We start from the raw sequence: 23,422 nt of genomic DNA on the forward strand, positions 1-23,422 counted from the left end.
TCAAGTGAATGAGCGTACGGCCCGCGCACACCGCCTCCGCAGCCGTGCAGTGCAGTGCAGTGCAGTGCAGTGCAGTGCAGTGCCAAATTGTCGCAGCTGCCGACTGGGCTACCGCGAGCTGTCGGATAAACCGTAGCTTTCAGCCGCCGGAACAGGTCGCACTTCAAGTCAAGACGCCGATCGGCCACGCATTCTGAACCGAGGCGGCGACTTGTTCCGCCGCAATGCCCACGCGATGGAGCTCTCGATCCGATGCTCTTGTACCAGCCAGACTCAGCGGTCCTCGACGATGAAACACGCCCGCTGGTAGAGCTCGTCGAACGTGATGATCTCGACGTCCTGGATCGACGTCCGGTACAGCTCGAAGGAGCTGAGCATCGCCGGATTCACAGCACCGTTCTGGATGAACTCCTGGAGGCTGCCGATCACCACTACCTGCCGAGGGCGGGTGGTAGACAGACCTATCTCGACTGGGGTGCCGTCGTCTTCGTAGATGCGCTCGAGGAACTCGCGGGAGATGAGCTGCTGGGCTTTGTTGACGGTCGTCTGCACTTGAGCTACGCCTCCGCCCAGCTCCTTCGATGCCTGGTAGACGCCCGATCGGTACGGGGTCTTGGCGAGCAGCTCTGTCGCGTGGGTCTTGATCTCGCAGAAGAGCATGCTGCTGATCAGTCCCCTGGAACGCATGATGGCGTCGATGCGTTTCCCCGCACCGCCGAAGATGTTGGCGCCTGTGGTGATGCGTTCCAGCTTGCCGTCGTCGACGGATTGGCAGGCGATGAGGTTGAGGCCGTACCCGAAGATCCACTGATTCTCCTCGAAGAAGGCCTGCCAGACCGCCTCCGGCCCGCGTGTCGTAGCCAGGCTCTCCGCCTGCTGGAAGTAGTCCGGATCGGTAAGCAGTCGCTCGAACCTCTGGAGCTGTTCCTTGCGGTTGCTGATCAGCCGGATGTCCTCTTCCGTGAGTCCGCCGCCGATCGCGGACCTGACCGCACCAAGAACCATCGTCCGGTCCTGACCAGTCAGCAGCTGGACCAGCTGTGCTTCGTCCCCGGTCGCCCACTGGTGGAGGTCGCCGGGAGTGCTCAGGCCGGCGCAGCCCTGGAGGAAGTTGATGACCTTCCAGAAGTTCTCGTGAACGTCGCCGGTGTCGACGAGCGCCTTGACGGCACGGGTGGCGCCGGTGTCAGGGATCATCTGGGAAATGGGGGTGTCCGGCGCCTTATTCTTGTCCTTCTTCCAGAGCTTGATCCTCGGCGTGTAGCTGTCGCCCTTCTTGATGATGGTGACGTTGAGCAGGGTCGCTACCTGGGGCCGGTCGTCGAGGACGAAGCTGGTGATCATTCGGCGTGCGCGGGTGTCGTAGAGGTGCTGGAGCCCGTCGCCGTCCTGGGAACCGCGGATCTCCAGGCTGGCGAAGTCCCCTTTGGTGACGTCGAACTCGGTGGTGGTGAAGGGGAGGCGGAAGCCGCGAACGATGGGGGCGGCAGGTGCGGCGGCATGGGTCCGCCAGTCCGGCGCGATGTTGGGCATCGGCCGGGGATCGCCCTCGACCACGAGGCCCTGGACGTCGGCGCGCCCGAGCTGGCGGAGCACAGCCTCCAGCGTCCGCCAGATCAACCCCTTCGTCTCTTCGGTGACGGCGTGCAGGAGCTCGCGCTCCACCGTCAGGACCGCCTCGTACGTGTCCGCCGTCCAGCCGTCACCCGGCATGGGATGGAAGAAGCCGCCGTCGCGGCGCAGGGTCAGAACCGCGGTGCGCAGAAGATCGCGTGCGCTCTCCTCGCTGGCGCAGTCCAGGAGGCTGTAGGTCTGGCCCAGTACCAGGTCGAGCTTGCCCGTGTCCTCATCGCCCAGCGGCAACGGGACCAGCGGACCCGTCGGCGCGACGCGGACCGGGGTATACAGCGGGCGGCCGGAAACGAACTCGTAGGAGCGCAGGCCCCATCCATCGGGCGCCAGAAGCCGGTTCAGCTCCTCGACATACGCCAACGCCTCCTCGACGTCGGCTGCCACCTCGGGATGGACCACCCGTGCCAGAAAGGCGAGCAGTACCTCGTCCGGCCCCTGGGCAAGCTCCAACCTGGGGTCCTCGAAGATCCAGTCGTCGGGCAGGTCGTAGTTGTTGAACCGGTGCTGCTGGATATCGGCCCGGACAGTCGGAAGCTGGCTGTTCTCGGACTGACAACGGTCCAGGTCGTAGAGGCCCTCCAGAAACGTGACCTCGTCCAGCTTCCCCCACCAGGGGCTCGACATCCCGCGCAGGTACTTGAGGATGTCTTGCCGCGTCACCGCAGTGATCTCTGGTCGAGCGTACGCCGGGTCGGGGTCATTGGACGTCATGCCTCCATGATGGACGGCTGGTACGCCGTGCGGAGGGCTATCGGGAGATTCCGCTCTCACTCCGACATCAACATGTCTGGCTGGCCGCGAGAACGTCGCAGCGCGTCCGGGCGAGGCTGCGGGTGTCGGCAAGGCTCTGGCCGGTCTCACCGTCGAGCCGAGTCACCCGACGTACGCCGAGCCGTGGACGCACTCCAGCTGTCGTATTCGCTCTTGAAGTTCGGCGGGTAGGTACCAGCCTTCGTTGGCCGGTGTCATGTAGAGGCGGGCCTTGAGGCCGAGGAGGAGCTGGCGGCGTTCTTCCTGGTCGGCCTGGTTCCAGGCGTCGGCGAAGGTCTGGCCGGTTTCGACCTCGACCCAGGCGGAGGGGCGTTGTGGGAGGGCGGCGAGACGGCGGCGTTCGTCGACCAGGATCTCAAGGGCTTCGGAGTACTCGTCGTCGCCGCCGGGGTAGTCGGACAGGTTGCGGCGCTTCTCCTCGCGCAGGTCGCGCATGGCCTGGGTGACATGGCTGAGCTGCTCGGTGTGGTCCTCACCTGGGATGAACCTGCGCACCGTCATCGCCAGCCCGGCCAGGCGCTCCACCAGGGCGGTGATCGCGGCGGTGACGCGCTCGCCCTTGACGGACTGGCCCTTGCAGGCGGGCTTGCCGACCGTCTTCGCACACCGGTAGTACTCGTAGATCTTGCCGTTCTTGGCGAGGTTCACCTGCCGGTAGAACCGGTCGCCGCAGCGGTCGCAGTGAGGCACGCCGAGCCAGGGCGAGGCGCCGTTCGAGCGCGCCTTCGTGATGGACCGCTCGTCCATCGCGGCCTGGACCGCCGCCCACTTCTCCTCGGTGAACAGCGGCTTGGCCATCCGGATGGGCAGGCCCTTCGCGTCACGCGCGATCTTGCGCGCCTTGACGGACCGACCGGTCAGCTTTGGGCCCATCGTCGCCGGCGAGCGCAGGATCTAACCGTCACCGCCTTTGCGAAGGGGGCATCTGGGCGCGCGTACGGGACCAACCGACTGCCGGAGCGGCCGGAGGACCCGGTGGTTGTGGAAGGCCACGTAATTTCCCAGGCGTGCTCTGGGCTGACCACCCAGGTGGCCACGGTGTCAGTCCGCGGGCGCATGCTCGGTAGGAAGCGAGAGGCGGATGCGACGCCGTGTTGGGTCCACTTTGGCGATCCGTGCCGTCAGCTCGTCGCCGACCCGGGATGCCGCGATCGCTGCCGAGCTGTGCCGACTCGGAGTTGTCCGCGCCCGGTGTGTGAATCGGTTGGCTCAAGGGTCTCGAAGTGTGATGAGGTTGGCCGATGGGTTCTCGATCGAAACGCCGCGAAGCTCGGAAGAAGAAGCAGTCTCGGATTGCCTCTTCATCATCGGCATTCGACCCACATGCCCGTGTGATGATCGAGTCCTGGGCGTCGCTGGTGGACCTGATGGCCAGGTTTGCCGAGGCCGACGACCCTGAAGCGGCTGCCGGCATGGCGTTCGATGGCGCCGTTGCCGATCTTGTCGCGAAGCTTCGGCGATTCGACGCGATCCGGCTCATCGAGGTGGCTCGCCTGGCGATGCTTCCGATGGCACCTGAGGGAACGGTGCCGGTCGTTGCGGAGGCCAGCGCCGCTCAAGTGGAGCTGCTCACCCTTGTTGCTCTTGCTGCGCGCCGGGAAGCAGCGGCAGCGGGTACCCCTTTCCCCGATCCAGTCGCGGACCAGGAGATGAGCCGCTTCGTCTCTGAGGAGGCGAGGGAAGACCTTGACAGGCTTCTTCGTCTTGCACAGATCCGGGCTTTTGCCGCCGTGGATCGGGCCGACAAGCTCGCTCTGGTGACCTTGCTTCTTCGCGGCGCCGAGGTGTGGATGCGCAACTCGTCTTACCCGGAGATGGTCGAGGCAACCAACCGTGAACTCCTCGACGGAGATCCAAATGTTCGCGCCGCATTGAATGCCGAACTCGGCTTCGATGCAACGGACGCCATCGCCGTTCTGGAGGCGTGCCACGACCTGCAAGAGGACGGCATGAACAGCCGCATGGACGCCATGCGCAACACGATCCTGAGTGCCATGGCCGCGACACAGGCCGGCCAGCCAGACGGTGAACTGAAGGACCTCGCACGCTCCAGTTTCATGTCGATGTTCGAGCCCGGCGCCGACGAGGTGACGGTTACGGTCGATGACATCGCCGCGCACACCGGCATCTCCGGGGAACGAGTCGAAGCGGTCGTCGAACGGTTCCGCCTCGATCTTGGCAGCGCTACACCGGCACAGGTCGTCGACGCCTTCACGAGCGGCAGGAACCCGATGCGTACCAGGCCGCTCGTCCAAACCGAGAACGGGCGCCTCATGCTCCCGCACTCCGCACTGAACGTGTTCGCAGTCCGAGAGAATCTCGAAGATCACCTGAAGACCTCAGTCGCGTGGGACAGCTACGCGAAGCACCGCGGAGACCTTCTCGAGTCCCGAACACGGACCGCGTTGGGCCGCGTACTTCCAGGCGCCTACTACAGGGACGCCTTCGAGTACTACGTGCCCGCGAACAGCGCCCAGGAGGTGGCCGCTGATCCAGCGGGATACACCAAACGCGTCGAGGGCGATCACCTTGTCATCCTCGACGACGTTGCAATCATCGTGGAGGACAAGGCCGTCGCGTTGAGCGCCCTATCCAGGGCTGGAAGAACGGCACGGATTCGCAGGGATCTGACCGGCATCATCACGAACGCCGCCGCGCAGGCGGGCCGGATGCGAAACGGGATCGAGAGAGACGGTGGCCTCCAGATCGAAGGCGAGGGCTGGGTTGGCTTCAGGCACATCCGCGAGATCCACACGATCGCGGTAAGCCTCGACGATCTGCCGACTGTCCTGACAGCCACTTCGGAGCTGATGCAGGCTGGCATCCTCAGCCCCGAGAACATTCCATGGACCGTCTCGCTGCACGACCTCGAGGTGATTACCGAACTCGTCGATCGCCCAGCCGAGTTCCTCCTTTACCTCCGCCGGCGGCGCAATCCAGATGTCACCGTCATGTTCAGCGCACCGGACGAGTTGGACCTATTCCTCTATTTCTTCGAAGCCGGCCTCTGGGTCGAACCCGACCCGGCGAAGGTACGCAGCGCGTTTCCGTTCCTGCCTGAACCGACCACAGCCGAGCTGCGCCGGTACCGCGCACAGCAACCGGTCTTCCTGAGCAGCCGCACTGACGCGCTCGACAGATGGTTCCATCGCGCCAGCGTAGGTGCCGGAACGGCTCCAAAGCCGGTGATGGTGCCGTCTCCGGTCGCCACTCTCGTTGATGAGCTGCAAACCCGGAACGTGACCGGGTGGCTCAGCATCGGTGCGACGCTTCTCTCGACGTCGACGGACGTGCAGCACAGATTCGCCCGGCACGGCGGCGACCTCCTGAACAACCCCGATCCGAACGGGCTCGGACGTAGTCTCACCATTCCCATGACAGGCAGCGTCGACCCGGCCGAGGGATGGCTGTTCGTCTGGGCCACCCGCCCACCCAGGGCGAATCCCGCCGATACCGAGAAGAACCTCTGCGGCTACTTGAGGGCGAAGAAGCACCAACTCGGCATCCCGAGGGGCGTCGTCTTCCTGTACGACGAACAGACTCGGAGTCTCGTCGGAGCTTTCTACGACGGACACATCGGGCCGCTCGACGCCACGCTGACGGCCACTGTGAGGTCATTGCGAGCCGCCTCGGACCTTCAGCGAGCGCTCCATCCGAACGCCAAGCGGCCACCGCATAAGGCGAGCAGCATTGCCAGAACAAGGCAGAAGCGAAAGCGTTAGTACCGCACCCTGACACAACAGGTCACCTTCCACACCATGGCAGCCCGTCCAGCGGACGTCACCGATGCGGCGGCGGCAGTACCTTCTCAGCGGCCGAGGAAAGCCAGCGCCCGTTGGAGTGCGGGCAGGACCGGCGCGGAGATCGGCTCGCCGTAGCGGCTGTTGCGTCCTCACGGACTGCGCCGCTCGACACCGGCGTTGTCAGCGGTGCGCCTCACGGCAGCCGCGGTCCTCAGCGACAGCAAAGCCGGTAGACCTCACCGGCGCCTTCGTCGCGGTTTGGTCACTTCTGCGCCAGCGGGGTGCTTCGACGGTGGAGAATGCTGCCGATATGAGTGATCTGACTGCCGCGCACCGCGGGTACGAGTACCAGGATTTGATGGAGGCAGGCCGCGTCGTCGACCTGCTGCTCGGCGGGGTCGCCAGGGTCCGTGTCGACGAGAAGCTGGTGGCGGACGACCGCTTCGACGACCTTACGGTGATCAATGTGGACGGATCCCGCGAGCGGACCCAGTTCAAGCACTCGGACGAAGAAGCACCTCTCGGCTACACCACGTTCACGTCCGACAGCCGCGATTTGAGGTTGGACCGCCTGGTCGCGGCTGCCGTCGCCGACCGGGACGGGCCCGGCGCGGGTGCCACCGCCCACCGGTTGCGCATCGTGATGCGCGACGCTCCTCCGGAAGACGACGCGCTGAAGGCGGTGATGGTGTCCGCTCCCGCCTCCGACCCGCCATTCCTGGCGGGGATGAACACCACACTCCTGCGGTTCGACGCGGAAGCGCTCTGGCGAGGGTTTGACCTGCCCGCGCGGGGCCGGCGCAGGGCAGGCAACATCTTCGGGTTCCTGACCAGCGGCGACAAGGCCGTCTCCAAGCAGGACCTGGAATGGCTGTGCGAGCACTTGGTGGTGGAAGTCAGCGCACCAGCCATGACGACGGACCTCCTACAGCCCGGGCCAGCCGAACAGCTTCTCCTCCAACGGGTACGCGGCGAGCTCGGCGCGGGGATCTACCCCAACGAGGGCCGCTCACCGGTGAACGTCGCCGAGGCGCTGATCCGGACAGTCCGCTCCGCCCGGCAGCGCGGCACCGAGGTGACACCGCGCGAGCTACTGCGCCAGGCCCAGTTGCGCAGCGACCTCGGCGCCGTCGTGCGCGAGAACCCTGTTGACCGCGCCCTGGAGGTCGCGAGGCCCGCCACAGTTGGTGTCCTGGTGGAAGCAGCCGCGACGGCGGCAGCCGACGGGGCAGTCCTGCTGGTCACGGGCCCCCCGGGACAGGGCAAGTCCTGGGCGTGCCAGCAGCTGGTCGACCAACTCACGAGTGACGGATGGCTCGTCGCCGAGCACTACTGCTACCTCGGCGACGCCGACGGCGATCAGCTGACCCGGGTGGTCACGGAAACGGTCTTCGGCAGCTTGCTGGGCCGGCTGGCCGAGGCGGAACCCGACCTCATCCAGGAGCAGCGTCCGCGTTTCGCCGCCGATGCGCAAGCACTGACCACGGCGGTGGACACCGCGCTGCGCAAGGATCCCACCCGGCGCGTGGCGCTCGTCGTGGACGGTCTGGACCACGTCACCCGCGTACAAGGAGGAAGGACCAGGAGAGCCGATCCGTCCCTGGCTCTCGCCGCGGTCCTCGGCTCGATGCCCCTTCCGCCCGGCAGCGTCCTTATCGTGCTCAGCCAGCCCGGACACCACCTCGTCCCGCTCCAGGACACGGGGGCGGCTTCCGTCGCCGTGCCGCCACTGACAGCGCACGAGTGCCGCGCCGTCGCCCAGCGGCTCAGACTCGTCCCGGCGGCGGACGACGAGCGCACCGAAGCGCTCCTGACCGACGACCGCGACGTGACCGATTTCCTGGACGCGCTGCAGGAACACTCGGGTGGAAACGCCCTGTACGCGACGTATCTCTGCCGCGAGGTCGCCCTCCGGCCGGAGACGATCACGAAAGCCGCGGCAGTGGTGCGGGCGCTCCCGGCCTACCAGGGATCGTTGGAGGGCTACTACAACCATCTCTACGACACCCTCGGCGCGGACGCCTATGTCGTCGCGGACATCATCGCCCTGCTCGGCATGTCCGTTACCCGCGAGGAGCTCGAGCAGATCATCCCGGACCGGGCGCACAGGATCGGCGGCGCGTTGAAGGTGCTGGCCCCGGTGCTCTCCGGGACGGCCGGGCCCAGAGAGATCCGTGTTTACCACGAGTCGTTTGCCCGCTACCTGCGCCTGGGCTATGACAACGACCCTCGGGCTCTGGAATCGACGCTGGCGCTGATCGCCACCTGGCTGACCGGGAAGGGACTGTTCGACGACTCGCGGGCCTTCCGTCGCCTCCTGCAGATCCTCGCCGAAGCGGGACGCGACGCGGAGGTGCTCGATCTCATCGGGCGGGACTTCGTCACCCGTGCCGTTGCCACCGCCCACCCGGCCTCGGCGATCAGGGACAATCTGGCCACCGGCGTGCGCTGCGCCGCCAGGACGGCGAACTGGCCCCTCGTCGCGCGCTGTGTCGAACTGGCCAGGGCCGCGCAGACGTTCGAGTTCGAGCGCTTCGAGTCGGACCTGGTGGAATTCGCCGACGTGCCGATCGCCTTGGTGGGGGCTCAGACGCTGGCGGATCGGCTCCTTTACGACGGGCGGACTGTCATGCCTGCCCGGGCAGGTTTGCAGATGTGCGCCGTCCTCGACGAGGCAGGTGCCGTGGCACCTTGGCACGCGTACATGACGGCACATGACCACGAGGCGGAATCGGACAACACCTCCTACGGTGCGGAGTCCGACCGGGCCGTCGAACTGGCATACCTGCGCGGCCGGCTGCGCCTGTCGGCGACCGATCAGGGGACAGGGGAGGAACCACGCGAGGACGGGCCCGGCCGGCCGGTGTCGCTGGACCGCATCACCGAGTGGTTTGACGAACGGGGTGACCAGGAAGCGGCCGACGCTGTCGTTAAGACGCTCCTCGACACCGTCGGCATGGAGGCCGTCACCGACCTGGTTCCGCGCCTTGAGACGGGCGGCCCGGTATGCCTCGCGCTCGCCGAGCAGGTCGCCGCAGGCGCGGCGCCCGAGGCGGCAGGCAGCGCCGCGGACTGGGCGCAGAAGGCCGCCGACCTGGGCTATGTGATGGGAACGGCGCACCGGCTGCTCGCACTGGGGGTCGCCGCCGCCGATCTCGCCGAAGGCATTGCGGCAGAGGAGACTTCGACGGCCCGCGACGCCCTGTTCTCTCTCACCCGCGACGTACAGAACGAACAGGTCCGGTGGAGCCCCGTGGTCGTGGCCGGGTGGCTCGACGCGCTGGCGATCACGGCACGGACCGACCCCATTGCCCTGGGCGCGGCACCTTCTCTCGTCCAGGGGCCCGGCTGGTACCCCTGCTGGCTGCGGTTCGCGATCGCCCTCGCCCGTGCCGAGACCGCCGAAACACCCACCCGGTCTGGCCTGGTCATCGAAGCCCTCGGGCTCCTGACCGCAGACCTCGGCCGCTTCACCGGCAAACCCCGCGCCTGCGACCTCTACCCGATCCATCCGCTCATCGAAGAGTCGGTACGCCGAGCGGTCACCCTCGTGTCCGACCAGGACTGGCCACAGGCGTGGAAGACCCTCATCCACGTCAGCCGGGAACTCAGCGTCAGTGCGAGCGGCGAGATGGGCGGACCGCTGCCGACCGACACTCTCCTGACGATTGCCGTCGAGCACACCACGCCCGCACGGCGGGCCGACGTCGACGAAGCCGTCCGCAATGAGCTCCTGCAGCAGGCCGGCGGACGCTTCTACAGCGACCTCGCCCGCTATCGTCTCATCCACGCGCGTCTTGCCCTCATCGCCGACGACCTCGTCAAGGCGGAGGAACTCTGGCTGGCGGCCTGCCGCTTCCTGGTGGCCTACGGCTGGCGCAAGGACATCACCGTCTACGAGGTCCTGGATCCGCTGCCCGCCCTGGTCGCTACGGATCCGGCCCGGGGGCGGGCGCGGGTGGCGCGCATCCAGCCACTGTGCGAACGCCTTGTCCTTCACACGGACGGCAAGGAGACCAACGCCGCCCGCCCGCGATGGTGGCGCGTCCTGGCCGGGGCAGACCCCGCGGCCCTTGCCGATCTCGCAGCCGCCGACCTGCTCAGTGACTGCAACGGCCCGAACACCCTCCTCCACGGCGCCCGAGAAGACCTCTGGCGCGCGTGGAGCGACACCGCAGACCCGGTCGCGGCAACCGCGCTCCGCATCACCTTGGACACCCCGCTCCTCCAAGCCGACGCCGAACTTCTGGACCGGCTCGCCCGGACAATCGGCCCCTCCACTCCCGACGGCGTTCCACGACTGCTGCGCCTCGCACTGAGCAGGGCCGACGAGCGGCAAGCGAACCGCGGCTCCTCCACCGACGAGACCATGCCGACCGACGCGCAGCTTGTTGCGGAACTCAACGCCGTCGCCGAACGCATCGGCGCCCCGCAGCTCACCCCCCTGCCCGAACCACTGGTCACCGACGAGCCCCAGACCCTTCGCAGCGCACCAAGCCCCGCGCAGCTGGCCGCTCCGCCGCCGACGTCACCTGCCGCCTTGTCACCCGCGCGCTCCGAGCCGGTCGGCCTGATCCGGGTACTGCGCGCATGGCACCTGAGCTCGTACGAGGCCGGCGCACCACAGCACACCCTGGAACAGATGACAGGCCTCGTCGGCGACGGCCTGCTCGACCTCATCGCCCGAGGACAGACCGACGAGGCCGCGCAAGTCCTGCGCGCCATCGCGGGCCCCTTCGACTTCCGGGATGGCCCGCTCCTGCTGCGCCAACTCGCGGACAAGCTCCGCCAGAACGGCCACGACACTCTCGCCGCCGAAGCCTACGCACTGACCTGGGTACGCACCCGCGGACAAGGTGGATGGCTGAACTTCGGGGGCGAGACAGCCCTCGACGCCCTTCGCACGGCCTCCCAACTCGACCCCGCCCTCACCCACCGCGTCATCACCGATGAAGCCGAAGCAGTGGTGGGCGCTGGCCGGTACGGGACCCACGGCATCACCCAGGCACTGGTCTTCGCCTTCGCCCACCAAGCCCTCGGCCTGCCCCCGAACGACTCTCTCGACCTGGCCTTTGCCCTTTGGGACGAAGCCGCAACGATCATCGAGAACAGAGCACCCCGCGTCCACGACAGCGACGACCCCCAGCGCCCCTACCGCGCCCCCGACAACGACAACGGCACCCCCGCACCCGGCGATCTCGATCGCGCCTTCGCGACAGCGGCACTGGCCGCAGTTGCCTACGCGGACCGGGAAGGCAAACGCCGCGCGATGGTCGCGACGCGGTCCCTGATCACGCTGCGCCCCGAAGCCACGGCACCCGCCATGGCCCTCGCATTGGAGCAACTCTCCGATCCGGCGACCCTGATGTGGCTGCTGTGCCTCCTCCAGGGACAGGGCCCCGCAGCCCAACCCGTCGTGGACCACTGCCAGCACGCACTCGAAGCACTGGCCCGCGGACCGCTGCTCACCGTCCGCGCCCTTGCCCGCCGACTACTCACCAATGCGGCTGACGTGCCCATGGGACCCTCCGATCCGGCCGCGCTTACTCCGCCAAGCCGCCTGTGAACCTCCGCCGTACAGGAAGACAGCCAGAAAGACCGCTTCGTGAAGGGGATGGTCGCAGAAGTGGCCCGCGCGCGGCTGAGCGAAGCCGAGCAACTGCAGCCCGGGCTGATCCGAGCGGTCCTCGCCAAGGTCCGCCGCGAGGTCGACACCGAGCGCACCATCGAGAGGAACAAGGCCCAGCGCCGCGCCAACCGCAGTGCCGACGAGAGTGAGATGCCAGACGCTTACCTCGCCATCGACGAGACCATCGAAGAGGCGATCCACAGGGTGGCAGCAGGTAGCCGCGCACACAGGGTCTCGCAGGGCCTGGGTGTGAGCGATCCGGCAATTTGGGAGGATCAGCTGGCCACCGTACTGACAGACGACCCCCGCATCCCGCTGGCTTTCGAAGAAGCACGCTGGCCGCGCCCCGACCTTCCTCTGCCACCCGGCCCGGATGACCCGTCCGACCAGGGCACCCCGGCAGCCGGAACAACCGCCGAGACCATCTCCACACGGCCACTGGCGCGAGCCGCCACCCTCATCGGACGGGCCCTCCCGAGCTGGCACATCCTCGCTTCCGTGGAGGAACGCAGGTTCCTGTCACCAGAAACCAGGACGACCGGCCTAACCGTCGTGACCTTCTCGGGCCCGGAAGTGACGGGCACCAGGAACCAGCAAGGCAGCGCTCCGCCCTTCCTCTTGAACGGAGACCTTGAGGAGTGGACCCGACCGTTGGGGCAGTACCCCGACGCTGACATCCCGCCGGGAACCCCGCTCCTCGGCCTCGACCGCGCAATGACCGCCGCCGCAGACGCAGCCCAAGGCCTGGGACTGCCCGGCTTCGCACTAACACCCACCCCAAGGCTGCGTGCCGCACTGCGCCTGAGGCCCGGAGCCCCGCTGACACTGGACGACGACCACGGTCCGGCCCTGCGGCTCATCTGCTGGCGCACCGAGCACGAGCGCAGCGCCTACCGCCTCCCGTGGCCGCGGACGACCGGCTGCGCCGTGGTGATCCGCCCCGACCTGCTGGACGTCCTGTCCCAACAGGCATCCGCACCGATCGTCATCCGAGACGTCGTTATGCGGCTGGAACCGGAGTCGTAAGGCGGAGAACACCGGTTCCGCCCATGATGTCGTCGACGGCGGCCGCTCTCCAGCAGGCGCCCCTGCCAGGTATCCAACCCGGGGCTATGGCGATCACAAGCGCCACACACCAACCGCCCGGTTCGCAGCGCCCTCCAGTTGCTGTAGCCGGGCACCAAGGTCGGTGGGCAGGTACCAGCCTTCGTTGGTGGGTGTCATGTAGAGGCGGGCCTTGAGGCCGAGGAGGAGCTGGCGGCGGTGTTCCTGGTCGGCCTGGGCCCAGGCGTCGGCGAAGGTCCGTCCGGTTTCGACCTCAATCCAGGCGGAGGGGCGTTGTGGGAGAGCGGCGAGGCGGCGGCGTTCGTCGACGAGGACTTCGAGGGCTTCGGAGTACTCGTCGTCGCCGCCGGGGTAGTCGAACAGGTTGCGGAGCTTCTCCTCGCGCAGATCGCGCATGGCCTGGGTGACGTGGTTGAGCTGTTCAGTGTGGTCCTCACCTGGGATGAACCTGCGCACCGTCATCGCGAGGCCGGCCAGGCGCTCGACCAGCGCGGTGATCGCGGCGGTGACGCGCTCGCCCTTCACGGACTGGCCCTTACAGGCCGGTTTGCCGGCCGTCTTCGCGCAGCGGTAGTACTCGTAGATCTTGCCGTTCTTGGCGAGGTTCACCTGCCTGTAGAACCGGTCGCCGCAGCGGTCGCAGTGCGGCACGCCGAGCCAGGGCGAGGCGCCGTTGGAGCGCTCCTTCGTAATCGACCGCTCGTCCATTGCAGCCTGGACCGCTGCCCATACTTCCTCCGTGAACAGAGGCTTCGCCATGCGGATCGGCAGGCCCTTCGCATCACGGGCGACCTTGCGCGCCTTCACCGAGCGGCCGGTCAGCTTCACGCCCATCGTCGCCGGCGAGCGCAGGATCTTGCCCACACTGGTGGGGTTCCAGTGGTTCGACGGCGGCGTCTTGCGCTTGCTCGAGTACGTCTCGCCCTGGTTCTTGTACGCGTGCATCGACGGGGTGTCGAAGCCAGCCGCCTCCAGGGCCGTGGCGATCATCCACTGGCTCTGCCCCTCCAGAAGGAGCTTGCCCATGTAACGCACGGCTTCGGAGGTGACCGGGTCCGGCTCCAGGGTGCGACCGCCACCGGGCCGGTCGACGATCCGGTACCCGTACGGCGGCTGGCCGCCGGCCCAGCGGTCCGTCTTTCGCAGGTGCTTGTGCGCCGCCGTGACGCGGGCCTTGATCCGCTTGAGCTCCATCTCGGCGAAGATCGATGCCAGCATCAGGAATGTCTTGGCCAGCTCGTTCCCGAACGACGACTCGCGGCCCTCTCGGTAGTCGAGTGTGATGCCGTCGTCGGTGAAGACCAGAACCTTGTGGTTCTCCTCCGCCCAGTGCGCCACGTCCGCGCAGTCCTTGGCCGACCGGAATGCCCGGTCGACCTTCGCCCACACCAACGCGTCCCAGTCGCCCTGGCGCTCGGTGAGCCACGGCCCCAGGTCGGGACGCTCCCACGGGGTGATCTGGGCAGAGACGTCCAGGTCCTCGAAGGACCCGACGATCTCCCACTCCTTCGAGAGCGCGTGCCGCGTCGCCGACTCCGCCTGTACCAGGTGCGAGACCTTGCCCTCGTCCCCGTGCGTGTCCGACACACGCGAACCAACCACCGCCCGAACCGGCGCCAAAGCTGTCATGCTGCCCATAGGAGGCCCCTACCGCCCAGGCCAGCAGACACCCTCGAACAACCTGCACTCGAACGGGTGGACCTTTTACAAAAGCCGTCGTTCCGCTGGAGGATTGACTATCTGATGGCCAGTCAGGGACTCGCGGCCACCTGCATCGAGGCCTACGTCGAGCGGCCCGCCTCGCACGCCGAGCGCTGGTCCGACCACGCACCGGTCACCGCGGTCTTCGATTTCGGCCAACTCGTATAGTACTGGGGGAAGATGGAGCACCCAGGTGAGGCCCTCCCGGTCACAGCCACACCCGGGCAGGGCAGCACCAAGGCGTTCGCTTGCCCATCACCGCGCCGCACCCAACACGGCGAAGCTTCCACCCGTTGGCAGTGGACAGGCCGGGCGCCGCTCAGGGAAACGACTCGTTCTGCAAAGCCGGACGCCCTGGCTCGCTCGCGACTCAACGCGGTGGGTCGAGGACGTTGTGGATGTGGGTGGCAATGTGCAGATTGAGGCGTGTCTCCACGACGCCGAGGTCGTGGCCGGTGATCTCGCCGATGCGCTGGAGGCGGTAGCGGACCGTGCTGCAGTGGATGAGGAGCATCTCGGAGGTCGCGTCGTAGCTGCAGCCGCTCTCCAGGTAGCGCGAAAGTGTCATTACCAGCTCGGTGTGGTGCTGGGCGTCCCAGTCCAGCAGCCGGCCCAGCCATACGTGGACGAAGAGGTCGGATTCCCGCTCGCCTGCGCCGGTGCCCATCATGCGGCATAGGCCCAGCTCGTCGAAGGCGGTGCTGCCGTATGGGTCCTGGGAGCGGCGGCGGACGGCGAGGGCACGGACGGCCTCGTCGTAGGAGTGCGGCAGATCGGCGAGGACCTCGCACTGGCCGCCGACCCCGATCGCGCCTGCGCCGGTGCCCAGGTCCTCTGAGACGGCCTTGTACAGCTCGTCTCCCGGATGACCCGGGTCCTCACCGGTCATCAGGACGACAACCGTCGCGCCACGTGAGCCGACGAGCACGTCCCGGCTCAACCGTTCCGCCGCCCGTGTCACCGCATCGCAGAGCGCGGCCCCCTCGGGTGCCCCCGGCCACTCCAGTACGGCGACTTTGTGCGGCCGGTGCAGGTCGTGGCCCAGGGCTGCTGCCTGCGTGAAGGCGTCCTTGGTCCCCTCACCTGAGACCAGCCGGTCGACCAGGTCGCGGCGCAGGTGGGGCTCCAGCTCAGCCAGTCTGCGCTCGTGGAAGAGAAGGGGAGCCAGCACCCGAGCGGCCTGTTCGAGCGCCGAGGTGTCCGCCTCCGTCGCCCGCTGGTCCGGATCCTCCAGCACGATGACACCGAGCAGGTCTCCCGCCATCTCTATTGGCACGACCAGCCGGTCACGGTCCCGGACGGCGCCGGGCTGGCGCCGCGCGCGGTGCATCAGGGTGTCCCGGCGCCGGTTCTCCGACTCGGGGCGGGTTCCGCTGCCGACTCCGCTCCGGGGGGCGCCCGCGCAGGGACCTGCCCAGGCCCGCGGGTTGCCGAAGCTGTCCTCGGTGAGGGTCGCGAATCCTGTGCGCTCGTGCAGGGTCTGGAGGATTCCCGCCTCGCCTCTGCCGGAGACGGCGGCGCGGGAGAGCGCGTCGTAGGTGGCGAGCCGCGAGGCCAGGGCGGAGGCAGTTCTCTTGCCGAGGTCCACGGTGGTCGAGCCGTTCTCGGGCTCCGGTGGGTTCCCGGTGTCGGACAGGTCCCCGCTCGCCCGCATGTCCCCCGACCCGGCGGCCGGCTCGCCCAGGCGCCCGGTGAGGCGCGCGAGGACTATCCCGGTCTGCCGCGCGAGCAGATCGGTCAGCGCGGTCTCTTCAGCCGAGGGTGTGGTCGGGGACCGGACGACGAGATAGCCGAGGCAGGTTTCCCGGTACCGCAGTGCGATGGCCCACGCCCACGGTCCGCCCGGCTTGTGCAGGTGGTGGCTGTGGCCGTCCAGGGAGTCGATCCGCCGGTCGAGCCGGTCGGCGGCCTCCACGCGGGCAGTGGCTGCTTCACCAGGGGCTTCGCCGGCGGGGCCCCTTTCAGGATCCCGCGTTTCAGGATCCCGCGCCGCCGCATCCCCCGGCCGGGTGACCGCGGTGGAAGCCACCCGGCGTGGTGAGCAGCGCCGCGCCAGACCGTTGTGGCATAGGCCGCTTCGGCGGTGAAAGGGCCGGTGGCGGCGATCGCCGCCATGGCCCCCACAGCACCTCGCGCTCGTCCTCGCCGTCGAGCATGACCGTCACCAGGCGTAGCAGAGCGTGCTGCGCGGCCGCCGGCTGCGGGACGGGGCGGAGGAGACCGGTGGTTCGAAAAGGCACAGCGTCCATAGCAGGTCCATGCGCGGCTCGGAAGTCCTTACCGTCTACCCGCTACGCCGCTCGACACGCGTTCCCACGACGTCCGGTCCCTGTCCTCGGGGACCGGAACCGCAGCGCGGATTGGTCCTGCCGAGGCGAGGAAGTGTGCCGCGTACCGCGCGAGGCTGCTCATGGGTGTGGCGAGCCGTCCGTACGGCTGGCTGCCCGCCGACCGGTCCCGCGTCGCGACGGAGGAGATTCCCATGGCGAAGGCAGTTGGCATCGATCTCGGCACCACCAACTCGGTGATCGCGGTATGGGAGGGCGGTGAGCCCTCGGTCGTCCCGAATGCGGAGGGAGCCAGGACGACCCCGTCGGTGGTGGCCTTCTCCGATGACGGCCAGCGGCTGGTCGGACAGCTCGCGCGTCGGCAGTCGATCCTCAACCCCAAGGGCACCATCACCTCCGCGAAGCGGTTCATCGGACGTCGCTACGACGATCTCCGACGAGGCCAAGGCGGTGTCCTTCGACGTCGTGGAGGGGCCCGGCGGGGTGGCCCGCTTCGAGGTGAGGGGAAAGCAGTACGCGCCGGAGGAGATCAGCGCGCAGGTGCTGCGCAAGCTCGCCGACGACGCCGGGAAGTCGCTCGGCGAGAAGGTGACCGAGGCGGTCATCACCGTGCCTGCCTACTTCAACGACGCCCAGCGCCAGGCCACCAAGGACGCCGGGAGGATCGCCGGCCTCGACGTGCTGCGGATCATCAACGAGCCGACCGCCGCAGCGCTGGCCTACGGGCTGGACAAGAAGGGCCACGAGACGGTCATGGTCTTCGACCTCGGCGGCGGCACGTTCGACGTCAGCCTGCTGGACGTCGGCGACGGTGTGGTGGAGGTCCGCGCCACGGCGGGCGACTCCCACCTGGGTGGCGACGACTTCGACCGCCGTCTGGTGGACCACTTGGCGGACGGCTTCCAGAAGGCCGAGGGCATCGACCTGCGCAAGGACCCGCAGGCTCTGCAGCGCCTGTTCGAGGCGGCCGAGAAGGCGAAGACCGAGCTGAGTTCGGTCAGCCAGACCCAGGTGAGCCTGCCGTTCGTCACGGCGGACGCCTCCGGGCCGAAGCACCTCACCGAGACGGTCCGCCGCTCCACCTTCGAGCAGATCACCTCGGATCTGGTGGAGCGCTGTCTCGAGCCGGTCAGGACTGCGATGGGCGACGCCAAGGTCACCGACAACGACATCGACGAGGTCATCCTCGTCGGCGGCTCGACCCGCATCCCGGCCGTGCAGAACCTGGTCCGCCGGCTGACCGGCGGCAAGGACCCGAACATGAGCGTCTCGTCGCCGCCGTCGTACGCCGGGCCGCCCGCCTTGCCGTCCGGGTCGATCTGGCCGGACCAGTGGTAGGTGCGGTTGGGGTCTCCGGAAGGCCGCGCCGCCCGCAGGGCCCGTGACGGCAGTAGCGACGGCGCCGGGGCCCCGCTGCCGACGGTCGCCTGCACCAACTGCTGCCGGACCAACCGTGTACCCGCCGCGGCGGAGGGCAGCCCGCGCTGCGGAAACTGCCGGGCCCCGCTGCCGTGGATCGCCGAAGCGGGCGACGCCGACTTCGGGGAGGTCGCCGAGCAGGCGAGCCTACCCGTGCTCGTCGACCTCTGGGCCACCTGGTGCGGTCCCTGCCGCATGGTGAGCCCAGCCCTCGAACAGGTCGCCAAGGATCTGGCCGGCCGGATCAAGCTCGTGAAGGTCGACATCGACAAGTCGCCGGCTCTGGCGCGGCGGTTCGAGGTCCAAGCCGTACCCACCCTGCTGATCCTCGACCGCGGCAGGCCCGTCGCCCGCCAGACCGGAGCCGCGCCCGCCAACGCGCTGCGCCGGTGGGTGGGCGAGTCACTCTCTGCGTCCCGCGGACCGGCCGACTCCACCTCCGGGAGCCCATGATGACCAGCCTTCCCGACCCGCACCTGTCCATGGTTCGGCCCGTGGCGCCCAGAACACCGCAGGGCTGCGAGGCCTGCCTGCGCACGGGGACTCCGTGGCTGCACCTGCGTCTCTGCCTGACCTGCGGCAACGTCGGCTGCTGCGACTCCTCGCCGATGCGGCACGCCCGCGGTCACGCGGCGACCCACGGGCACCCGATTGTCCGGTCGTTCGAACCCGGCGAGGACTGGCGGTGGTGTTTCGCACACGAGGCGATGGTCTGAGCCGACGTCCGTTTCCACCGAAGGGAGTCCATCGTGCCGACGCTCACGCCGACAGCTGACGTCTACAGCGCCTATCCGCTGCTGTCGGACGACCAGATCGCGATCCTGAGACCCTGCGGACAGGTAAGGCCGGTCCGCGAGGGGGAACAACTCTTCCGGGCGGGCGACCCCACCGAGGAGTTCTTCGTGGTCCTCAGCGGCACGGTGGCCGTGGTCGAAGGCCACAGCGAGCAGCAGCAGCTCGTCCACCTGCACGAGGCGCGCAGCTTCCTCGGCGAACTCGGCGTACTGGAGGGCCAGACCGCCCTCCTCGGCGCGCTGGTGAGCACGCCCGGCGAGGTTCTCGCGGTGGCTCTGGCCGCCCTGCGCGACCTGCTCAGCCGAGAACCCGCGCTCGGCGACGTGATCCTGCGGGCCTACCTGCTGCGCCGCACGATCCTGGCCGGCGCGGGCACGGGCTTCCGTATCATCGGCTCCGCCTTCTCCCCCGACACCCGGCGCCTGCTGGACTTCGCCGCCCGCAACCGCCTCCCGCACCGCTGGGCCGATCTGGAGAAGGACACCGAGGCCGAGGCGCTGCTGACGCGTCTCGGCATCGCTCCGGAGGAGACTCCGATTGTCGTCTGGCACGAGCACCGGGTGCTGCGCAATCCCTCCAACGCCGAACTCGCCCAGGTGATCGGGCTGCGGACCGAGACCGTAGCGAGGGCAGTCCTCGACCTCGTGGTGGTCGGCGCGGGGCCCGGAGGCCTGGCCGCAGCAGTGTACGGCACCTCCGAGGGGCTCTCCACCGTCGTCCTGGACGCGGTGGCGACCGGCGGCCAGGCCGCCACGTCCTCCCGGATCGAGAACTACCTCGGTTTCCCCGCGGGGATCTCCGGCATGGAGCTCGCCGAATGCGCCGTCGTGCAGGCCACCCGGTTCGGCGCCCGGATCACCGTACCCGCCGAGGCCGCCGGCCTCGAACAGCGCGACGGTGCCAACGTGGTACGGCTCACCGACGGCAGCACGGTCGCCGCCAACAACGTGGTGGTCGCCACCGGCGCACGCTACCGGCGGCTGCCCGCCCGCGGCGTCGAGCGGTTCGAAGGACTCGGGGTCCACTACGCCGCCACCCTCTGGGAGGCGCGGACCTGCCGTCTTGACACGGTGGCCGTCGTCGGCGGCGGCAACTCCGCCGGCCAGGCAGCCCTGTTCCTGGCGCGCGAGTCGCCCGCCGTGCACCTGCTGGTCCGCGGCGAAGACCTGGGCCGCAACATGTCCCGCTATCTGATCGACCGGATCGAGCAGAACCCGCGGATCCACGTCCGGCTGCACACCGAGGTCCAGGAGGTCACCGGCGAGGACCGGGTCGAAGCCGTCGTCGTCCAGGACAACCGCACCCGCGAGCAGCAGGTGCTGGAGGCCCGTGCCCTGTTCGTCTTCATCGGGGCGCGCCCTGCCACCTCCTGGCTCACGGGCGCCGTCACTCTGGACCCCCGCGGCTTCATTCCGACCGGGCAGGACGTGGCCCATGTGGCAGCGGACCTCTGGAAACCCCTGGGCCGGGCCCCACTCGCCCTGGAGACCGGCCTGCCGGGGGTCTTCGCCGTCGGCGACGTCCGCAGCGGCTCGGTCAAGCGGGTGGCCTCCGCAGTGGGCGAGGGCGCCATGGCCGTCCGCCTGGCCCACGAGCACCTCGAGGAGGTGAGACCACCCGCCATCCGATGACCTCAGCTCGTCCATCGACGCAAGAAAGGAACATGCCATGCCCGTCATGGGTATTCCCAAGTTCGAGCGCTTCTTCCGCGCAGCCGCCGGCCTCGATGTCCACAAGAACGACCTCAAGCGCTACAACGACTTCGTGGACGCCAAGCTCTACGACCTCTTCCTCATCGGCACGGCCAGTGCCAAGGCCAACGGCCGGGACGTCATCGAGCCGCAGGACCTCCCGGTCACCAAAGGCCTGCAGGAGAGCATCCACGCCTTCGACAAGCTGGAGGAGGGCATCGAACTGCGCCCCCTGCTCGACCAGCTCGCCGCCCGCCCGACCCTCGGCATGGAGGCCGCCGAGGACACCCAACAGCGGCTGCCCGACCTGGCCGGCGGCCTCAGCGTCGCCCTCGCCCGCGCCCTCAAAACCATCGCCCGCGACACCTGCCGCCCCTCCACGGACCAGTGGGACGAGGCCTTCGAACTCTTCGACCTGCTGATCTGAGCGGGCAGCCACCAGACCGGAGGTCCGCCTGGTCCGGAACACCGTCCTGACCCGGGTCATCAGCTGGACCGACGGGCGGGACGACGAGGTGATCGCCCGTCTCGCGGCGATGTCCCCCGTCGCCGTGGCCGAGTGGCGGGAGCGGCTCACCGCCGACCGGACTGTCCGACCGGAGGGGTGAGAGGCTACCCGGAGGGACCGGCCCGCAGGGGGGGGCCGGCGACGTTCGAAGTCCGAACTCGCCGATGCGTTGCCCCGCCTCATGAGAGGGCGGCCAGCGCCTGCGCGGCGAGCATCCGTTCCAGGCCCAGGACGGCGCGTGGGGCGTGCCGGGTGTCGATGCGGACGGTGTAGATGAAGCGCGTCAGCTCCGGGTCGGCGAGGGGGCGCGCCACGACCTGGGTGCTACCCGGGGGGAGTGCCAGCCGCGGCATGACGGCGACGCACAGGCCGGCGGCCACGAAGCCGAGCACGGTGTTGAAGTCGTCGCCGTCGTATTCCAGGCGGGCCTGGAAGCCCGGCGTCCTGGCCATCTGAGCGAGCAGTTCCAGGCGCAACGCGGCTTCCGGAGCCGCTATCCAGGTCTCGGCCGCGAGGCCGGCCAGGTCGATGACGTCCCGGTGGGCGAGGGGGTGGTCGGCCGGGACGACCGCCACGACCGGGTCCCGTGCGACCAGGGTTCGGCGCAGCGTCCGGGGCGGTGGCATCGGGATGAAGTCGTAGTCGTAGCTGAGGGCCAGGTCCATGTCTCCCCGCTTGAGCCGGCTGTAGCCGGCTTCGGGCTCCACCTGGGAGAGGCTGACCCGTACATCGGGATAGGTCGCGTGAAGCTCTGCCAGCGCCTGCGGGACGATGCCGGCGGCGGCGGAGGCGAAGGCGCCGAGCCTGATCCGTCCGGCTGTGCCCGCACGCATGGCGTCGAGTTCTACGGACGCCGCCGCCAGTGCGCTTCGGACGCGCTGTTCGGCGTCGAGGAGGACCGTGCCGGCCGGGGTGGCGCGCACGGGACGGCGCTCGATCAGGATGAGGCCGGCGCGGCGTTCGAGTTCGGCGATCTGTTGCGAGACGGCAGGCGCGCTGTAGCCCAGCTCGCGTGCGGCGGCGTTGAAGGAGCGGTGGCGGACCACGGCTTCGAGGGTGGCGAGCAACCGGGGGTCGAGTTTCTGCACGGCGTTAAGGCTCACTTATCTGTCGCGAAGATGTCTTTTCTTGTGCTTAAGCATGAACGGCAGCAGGATTCTTGCTCGCGGCCCGGATGCGCAAGCCTCCGCGCCCGGGCCGCGACCCACCACCTCCCTCGTCGGGCGCGTTCGTGCGCCCGCAGGGCCGTGCACCCCCTCTTCCGCAGCCTCCTGACCCCGCGTCCGTCGGGCGGGTGGGCTGCGGAGGAGACGGCCGTCGACGATCGACTCCCGCCTCTGAAAGGAAGTGGTATGCCCAAGCCGCTCATCGGACTGACCACCTACCTCGCCGACGCTCAGTGGGGGGAATGGGAGCTGCCCGCCGCGCTGCTGCCGGCGGCGTACATCAGCTGTCTCCAGGCGGCGGGCGGCGGTGTGGTCCTGCTGCCGCCGGCCGCGCCGGAAGCCGCGGCCGACGTCGTCGCGCGCCTGGACGCGATCGTCCTGACCAGCGGCGAGGACGTGGATCCCGCACTGTACGGGGCGCAGCCGCATCCGTGCACGGGACCGCCGGTCCGCGAGCGCGACCAGTGGGAGTGGGCTGTGCTGACCGAGGCTCTCGCGCGTGACATACCGGTGCTCGGAGTGTGCCGGGGAATGCAGTTGATGAACGTGCATGCCGGCGGCACCCTGATCCAGCACCTCCCCGAAACGGTGGGTCATCACGGGCACAACCTGCACGGCGGCCACTTCTCGCCCCATGCCGTCACCACGGTGCCGGGGACCCGGATCGGCGCACTCCTTCCGGGGACCCGCCAGGTAGCCACGCACCATCATCAGGCGGTGGACTCCCTCGGGGCCGGCTTGATCGTGGGCGCCCGCACGGCGGACGGCACCGTCGAGGCGGTCGAGAGCACCCGGCACCGCTTCGCGCTCGGCGTGCAGTGGCACCCCGAAATGGCTTTCGATTCGGCCGTGGTGCACGCCCTGGTGGCCGCGGCCAGGTCGGCCCCGCACCCCGCTCCGGGTCGCATCGCCGAGAGCAAGGTGCGCATCCGGCGGAGTACACCGGAGGCCACTCCGCCGACCCCGATGTCTTGACACCGCGGAGCTCCGCCCCCCAGGATCACCCTGTGAACC

At 68.8% G+C, this 23,422-nt stretch carries 13 protein-coding genes and 2 pseudogenes; 10 read left to right on the forward strand and 5 right to left on the reverse strand.

Annotated elements, in window-relative coordinates:
• Positions 1-273: 273 nt before the first annotated feature.
• Positions 274-2,343: a Shedu anti-phage system protein SduA domain-containing protein gene (locus tag RMN57_RS06030; RefSeq protein ID WP_313762329.1), complete on the reverse strand. Its 2,070-nt coding sequence runs from the start codon at positions 2,341-2,343 to the stop codon at positions 274-276.
• A gap of 162 nt (positions 2,344-2,505) precedes the next feature.
• Positions 2,506-3,276, reverse strand: coding sequence for a recombinase zinc beta ribbon domain-containing protein (locus tag RMN57_RS06035; RefSeq protein ID WP_313762330.1), 771 nt, complete (start codon positions 3,274-3,276; stop codon positions 2,506-2,508).
• Between the two features lie 461 nt (positions 3,277-3,737).
• On the opposite strand from RMN57_RS06035, the gene RMN57_RS06040 reads away from it, so the two are divergent.
• The 3 genes from RMN57_RS06040 to RMN57_RS06050 all read left to right on the forward strand — a co-directional run bounded on the left by RMN57_RS06040 (position 3,738) and on the right by RMN57_RS06050 (position 12,801).
• Positions 3,738-6,125 (forward strand): preprotein translocase subunit SecA, encoded by a 2,388-nt coding sequence (locus tag RMN57_RS06040; RefSeq protein WP_313762331.1) that lies wholly within the window; start codon positions 3,738-3,740, stop codon positions 6,123-6,125.
• A gap of 331 nt (positions 6,126-6,456) precedes the next feature.
• Positions 6,457-11,712, forward strand: a complete 5,256-nt coding sequence (locus RMN57_RS06045) for an ATP-binding protein (RefSeq protein WP_313762332.1) — start codon at positions 6,457-6,459, stop codon at positions 11,710-11,712.
• 39 nt (positions 11,713-11,751) lie between these two features.
• The gene (locus RMN57_RS06050) at positions 11,752-12,801 is read left to right on the forward strand and encodes a hypothetical protein (protein ID WP_313762333.1); all 1,050 of its coding nucleotides are present in this window, start codon (positions 11,752-11,754) and stop codon (positions 12,799-12,801) included.
• A 93-nt stretch (positions 12,802-12,894) separates the two neighbouring features.
• Here the strand turns inward: RMN57_RS06050 and RMN57_RS06055 are convergent, their stop codons facing one another.
• Entirely contained in the window at positions 12,895-14,478 is a 1,584-nt protein-coding gene (locus tag RMN57_RS06055) for a recombinase family protein (protein WP_313762334.1), read from the reverse strand.
• Positions 14,479-14,565: 87 nt separating this feature from the next.
• On the opposite strand from RMN57_RS06055, the pseudogene RMN57_RS06060 reads away from it, so the two are divergent.
• Positions 14,566-14,709 (forward strand): annotated as a pseudogene (locus RMN57_RS06060) (exodeoxyribonuclease III); the annotation flags it as partial.
• A 202-nt stretch (positions 14,710-14,911) separates the two neighbouring features.
• Here the strand turns inward: RMN57_RS06060 and RMN57_RS06065 are convergent.
• Positions 14,912-16,456: a helix-turn-helix domain-containing protein gene (locus RMN57_RS06065; protein WP_313762335.1), complete on the reverse strand. Its 1,545-nt coding sequence runs from the start codon at positions 16,454-16,456 to the stop codon at positions 14,912-14,914.
• Between the two features lie 567 nt (positions 16,457-17,023).
• Between RMN57_RS06065 and RMN57_RS06070 the strand changes: the two are divergent.
• The 5 genes and pseudogenes from RMN57_RS06070 to RMN57_RS06090 all read left to right on the forward strand — a co-directional run.
• A pseudogene (locus RMN57_RS06070) lies at positions 17,024-18,143 on the forward strand (Hsp70 family protein); the annotation flags it as partial.
• A 99-nt stretch (positions 18,144-18,242) separates the two neighbouring features.
• The gene (gene trxA / locus RMN57_RS06075) at positions 18,243-18,701 is read left to right on the forward strand and encodes a thioredoxin (RefSeq protein WP_313767725.1); all 459 of its coding nucleotides are present in this window, start codon (positions 18,243-18,245) and stop codon (positions 18,699-18,701) included.
• Positions 18,701-18,964, forward strand: coding sequence for a UBP-type zinc finger domain-containing protein (locus tag RMN57_RS06080; protein WP_313762336.1), 264 nt, complete (start codon positions 18,701-18,703; stop codon positions 18,962-18,964). Before trxA ends, RMN57_RS06080 begins: the two co-directional genes overlap by 1 nt.
• A 33-nt stretch (positions 18,965-18,997) precedes the next feature.
• Positions 18,998-20,674 carry an FAD-dependent oxidoreductase gene (locus RMN57_RS06085; protein ID WP_313762337.1) on the forward strand — a complete coding sequence of 559 codons (1,677 nt, stop codon included), beginning with the start codon at positions 18,998-19,000 and terminating at the stop codon, positions 20,672-20,674.
• 46 nt (positions 20,675-20,720) lie between these two features.
• On the forward strand, positions 20,721-21,161 hold the full coding sequence (locus RMN57_RS06090; protein ID WP_313762338.1) for a DUF1931 family protein: 441 nt from the start codon (positions 20,721-20,723) through the stop codon (positions 21,159-21,161).
• A 260-nt stretch (positions 21,162-21,421) separates the two neighbouring features.
• Here the strand turns inward: RMN57_RS06090 and RMN57_RS06095 are convergent, their stop codons facing one another.
• The gene (locus RMN57_RS06095) at positions 21,422-22,330 is read right to left on the reverse strand and encodes a LysR substrate-binding domain-containing protein (protein WP_313762339.1); all 909 of its coding nucleotides are present in this window, start codon (positions 22,328-22,330) and stop codon (positions 21,422-21,424) included.
• 264 nt (positions 22,331-22,594) lie between these two features.
• Between RMN57_RS06095 and RMN57_RS06100 the strand changes: the two genes are divergently transcribed.
• Positions 22,595-23,383 carry a gamma-glutamyl-gamma-aminobutyrate hydrolase family protein gene (locus RMN57_RS06100; RefSeq protein ID WP_313762340.1) on the forward strand — a complete coding sequence of 263 codons (789 nt, stop codon included), beginning with the start codon at positions 22,595-22,597 and terminating at the stop codon, positions 23,381-23,383.
• Positions 23,384-23,422: the final 39 nt, after the last annotated feature.

The organism is Kitasatospora sp. CM 4170 (assembly GCF_032110285.1).
Lineage (GTDB): Bacteria > Actinomycetota > Actinomycetes > Streptomycetales > Streptomycetaceae > Kitasatospora > Kitasatospora aburaviensis.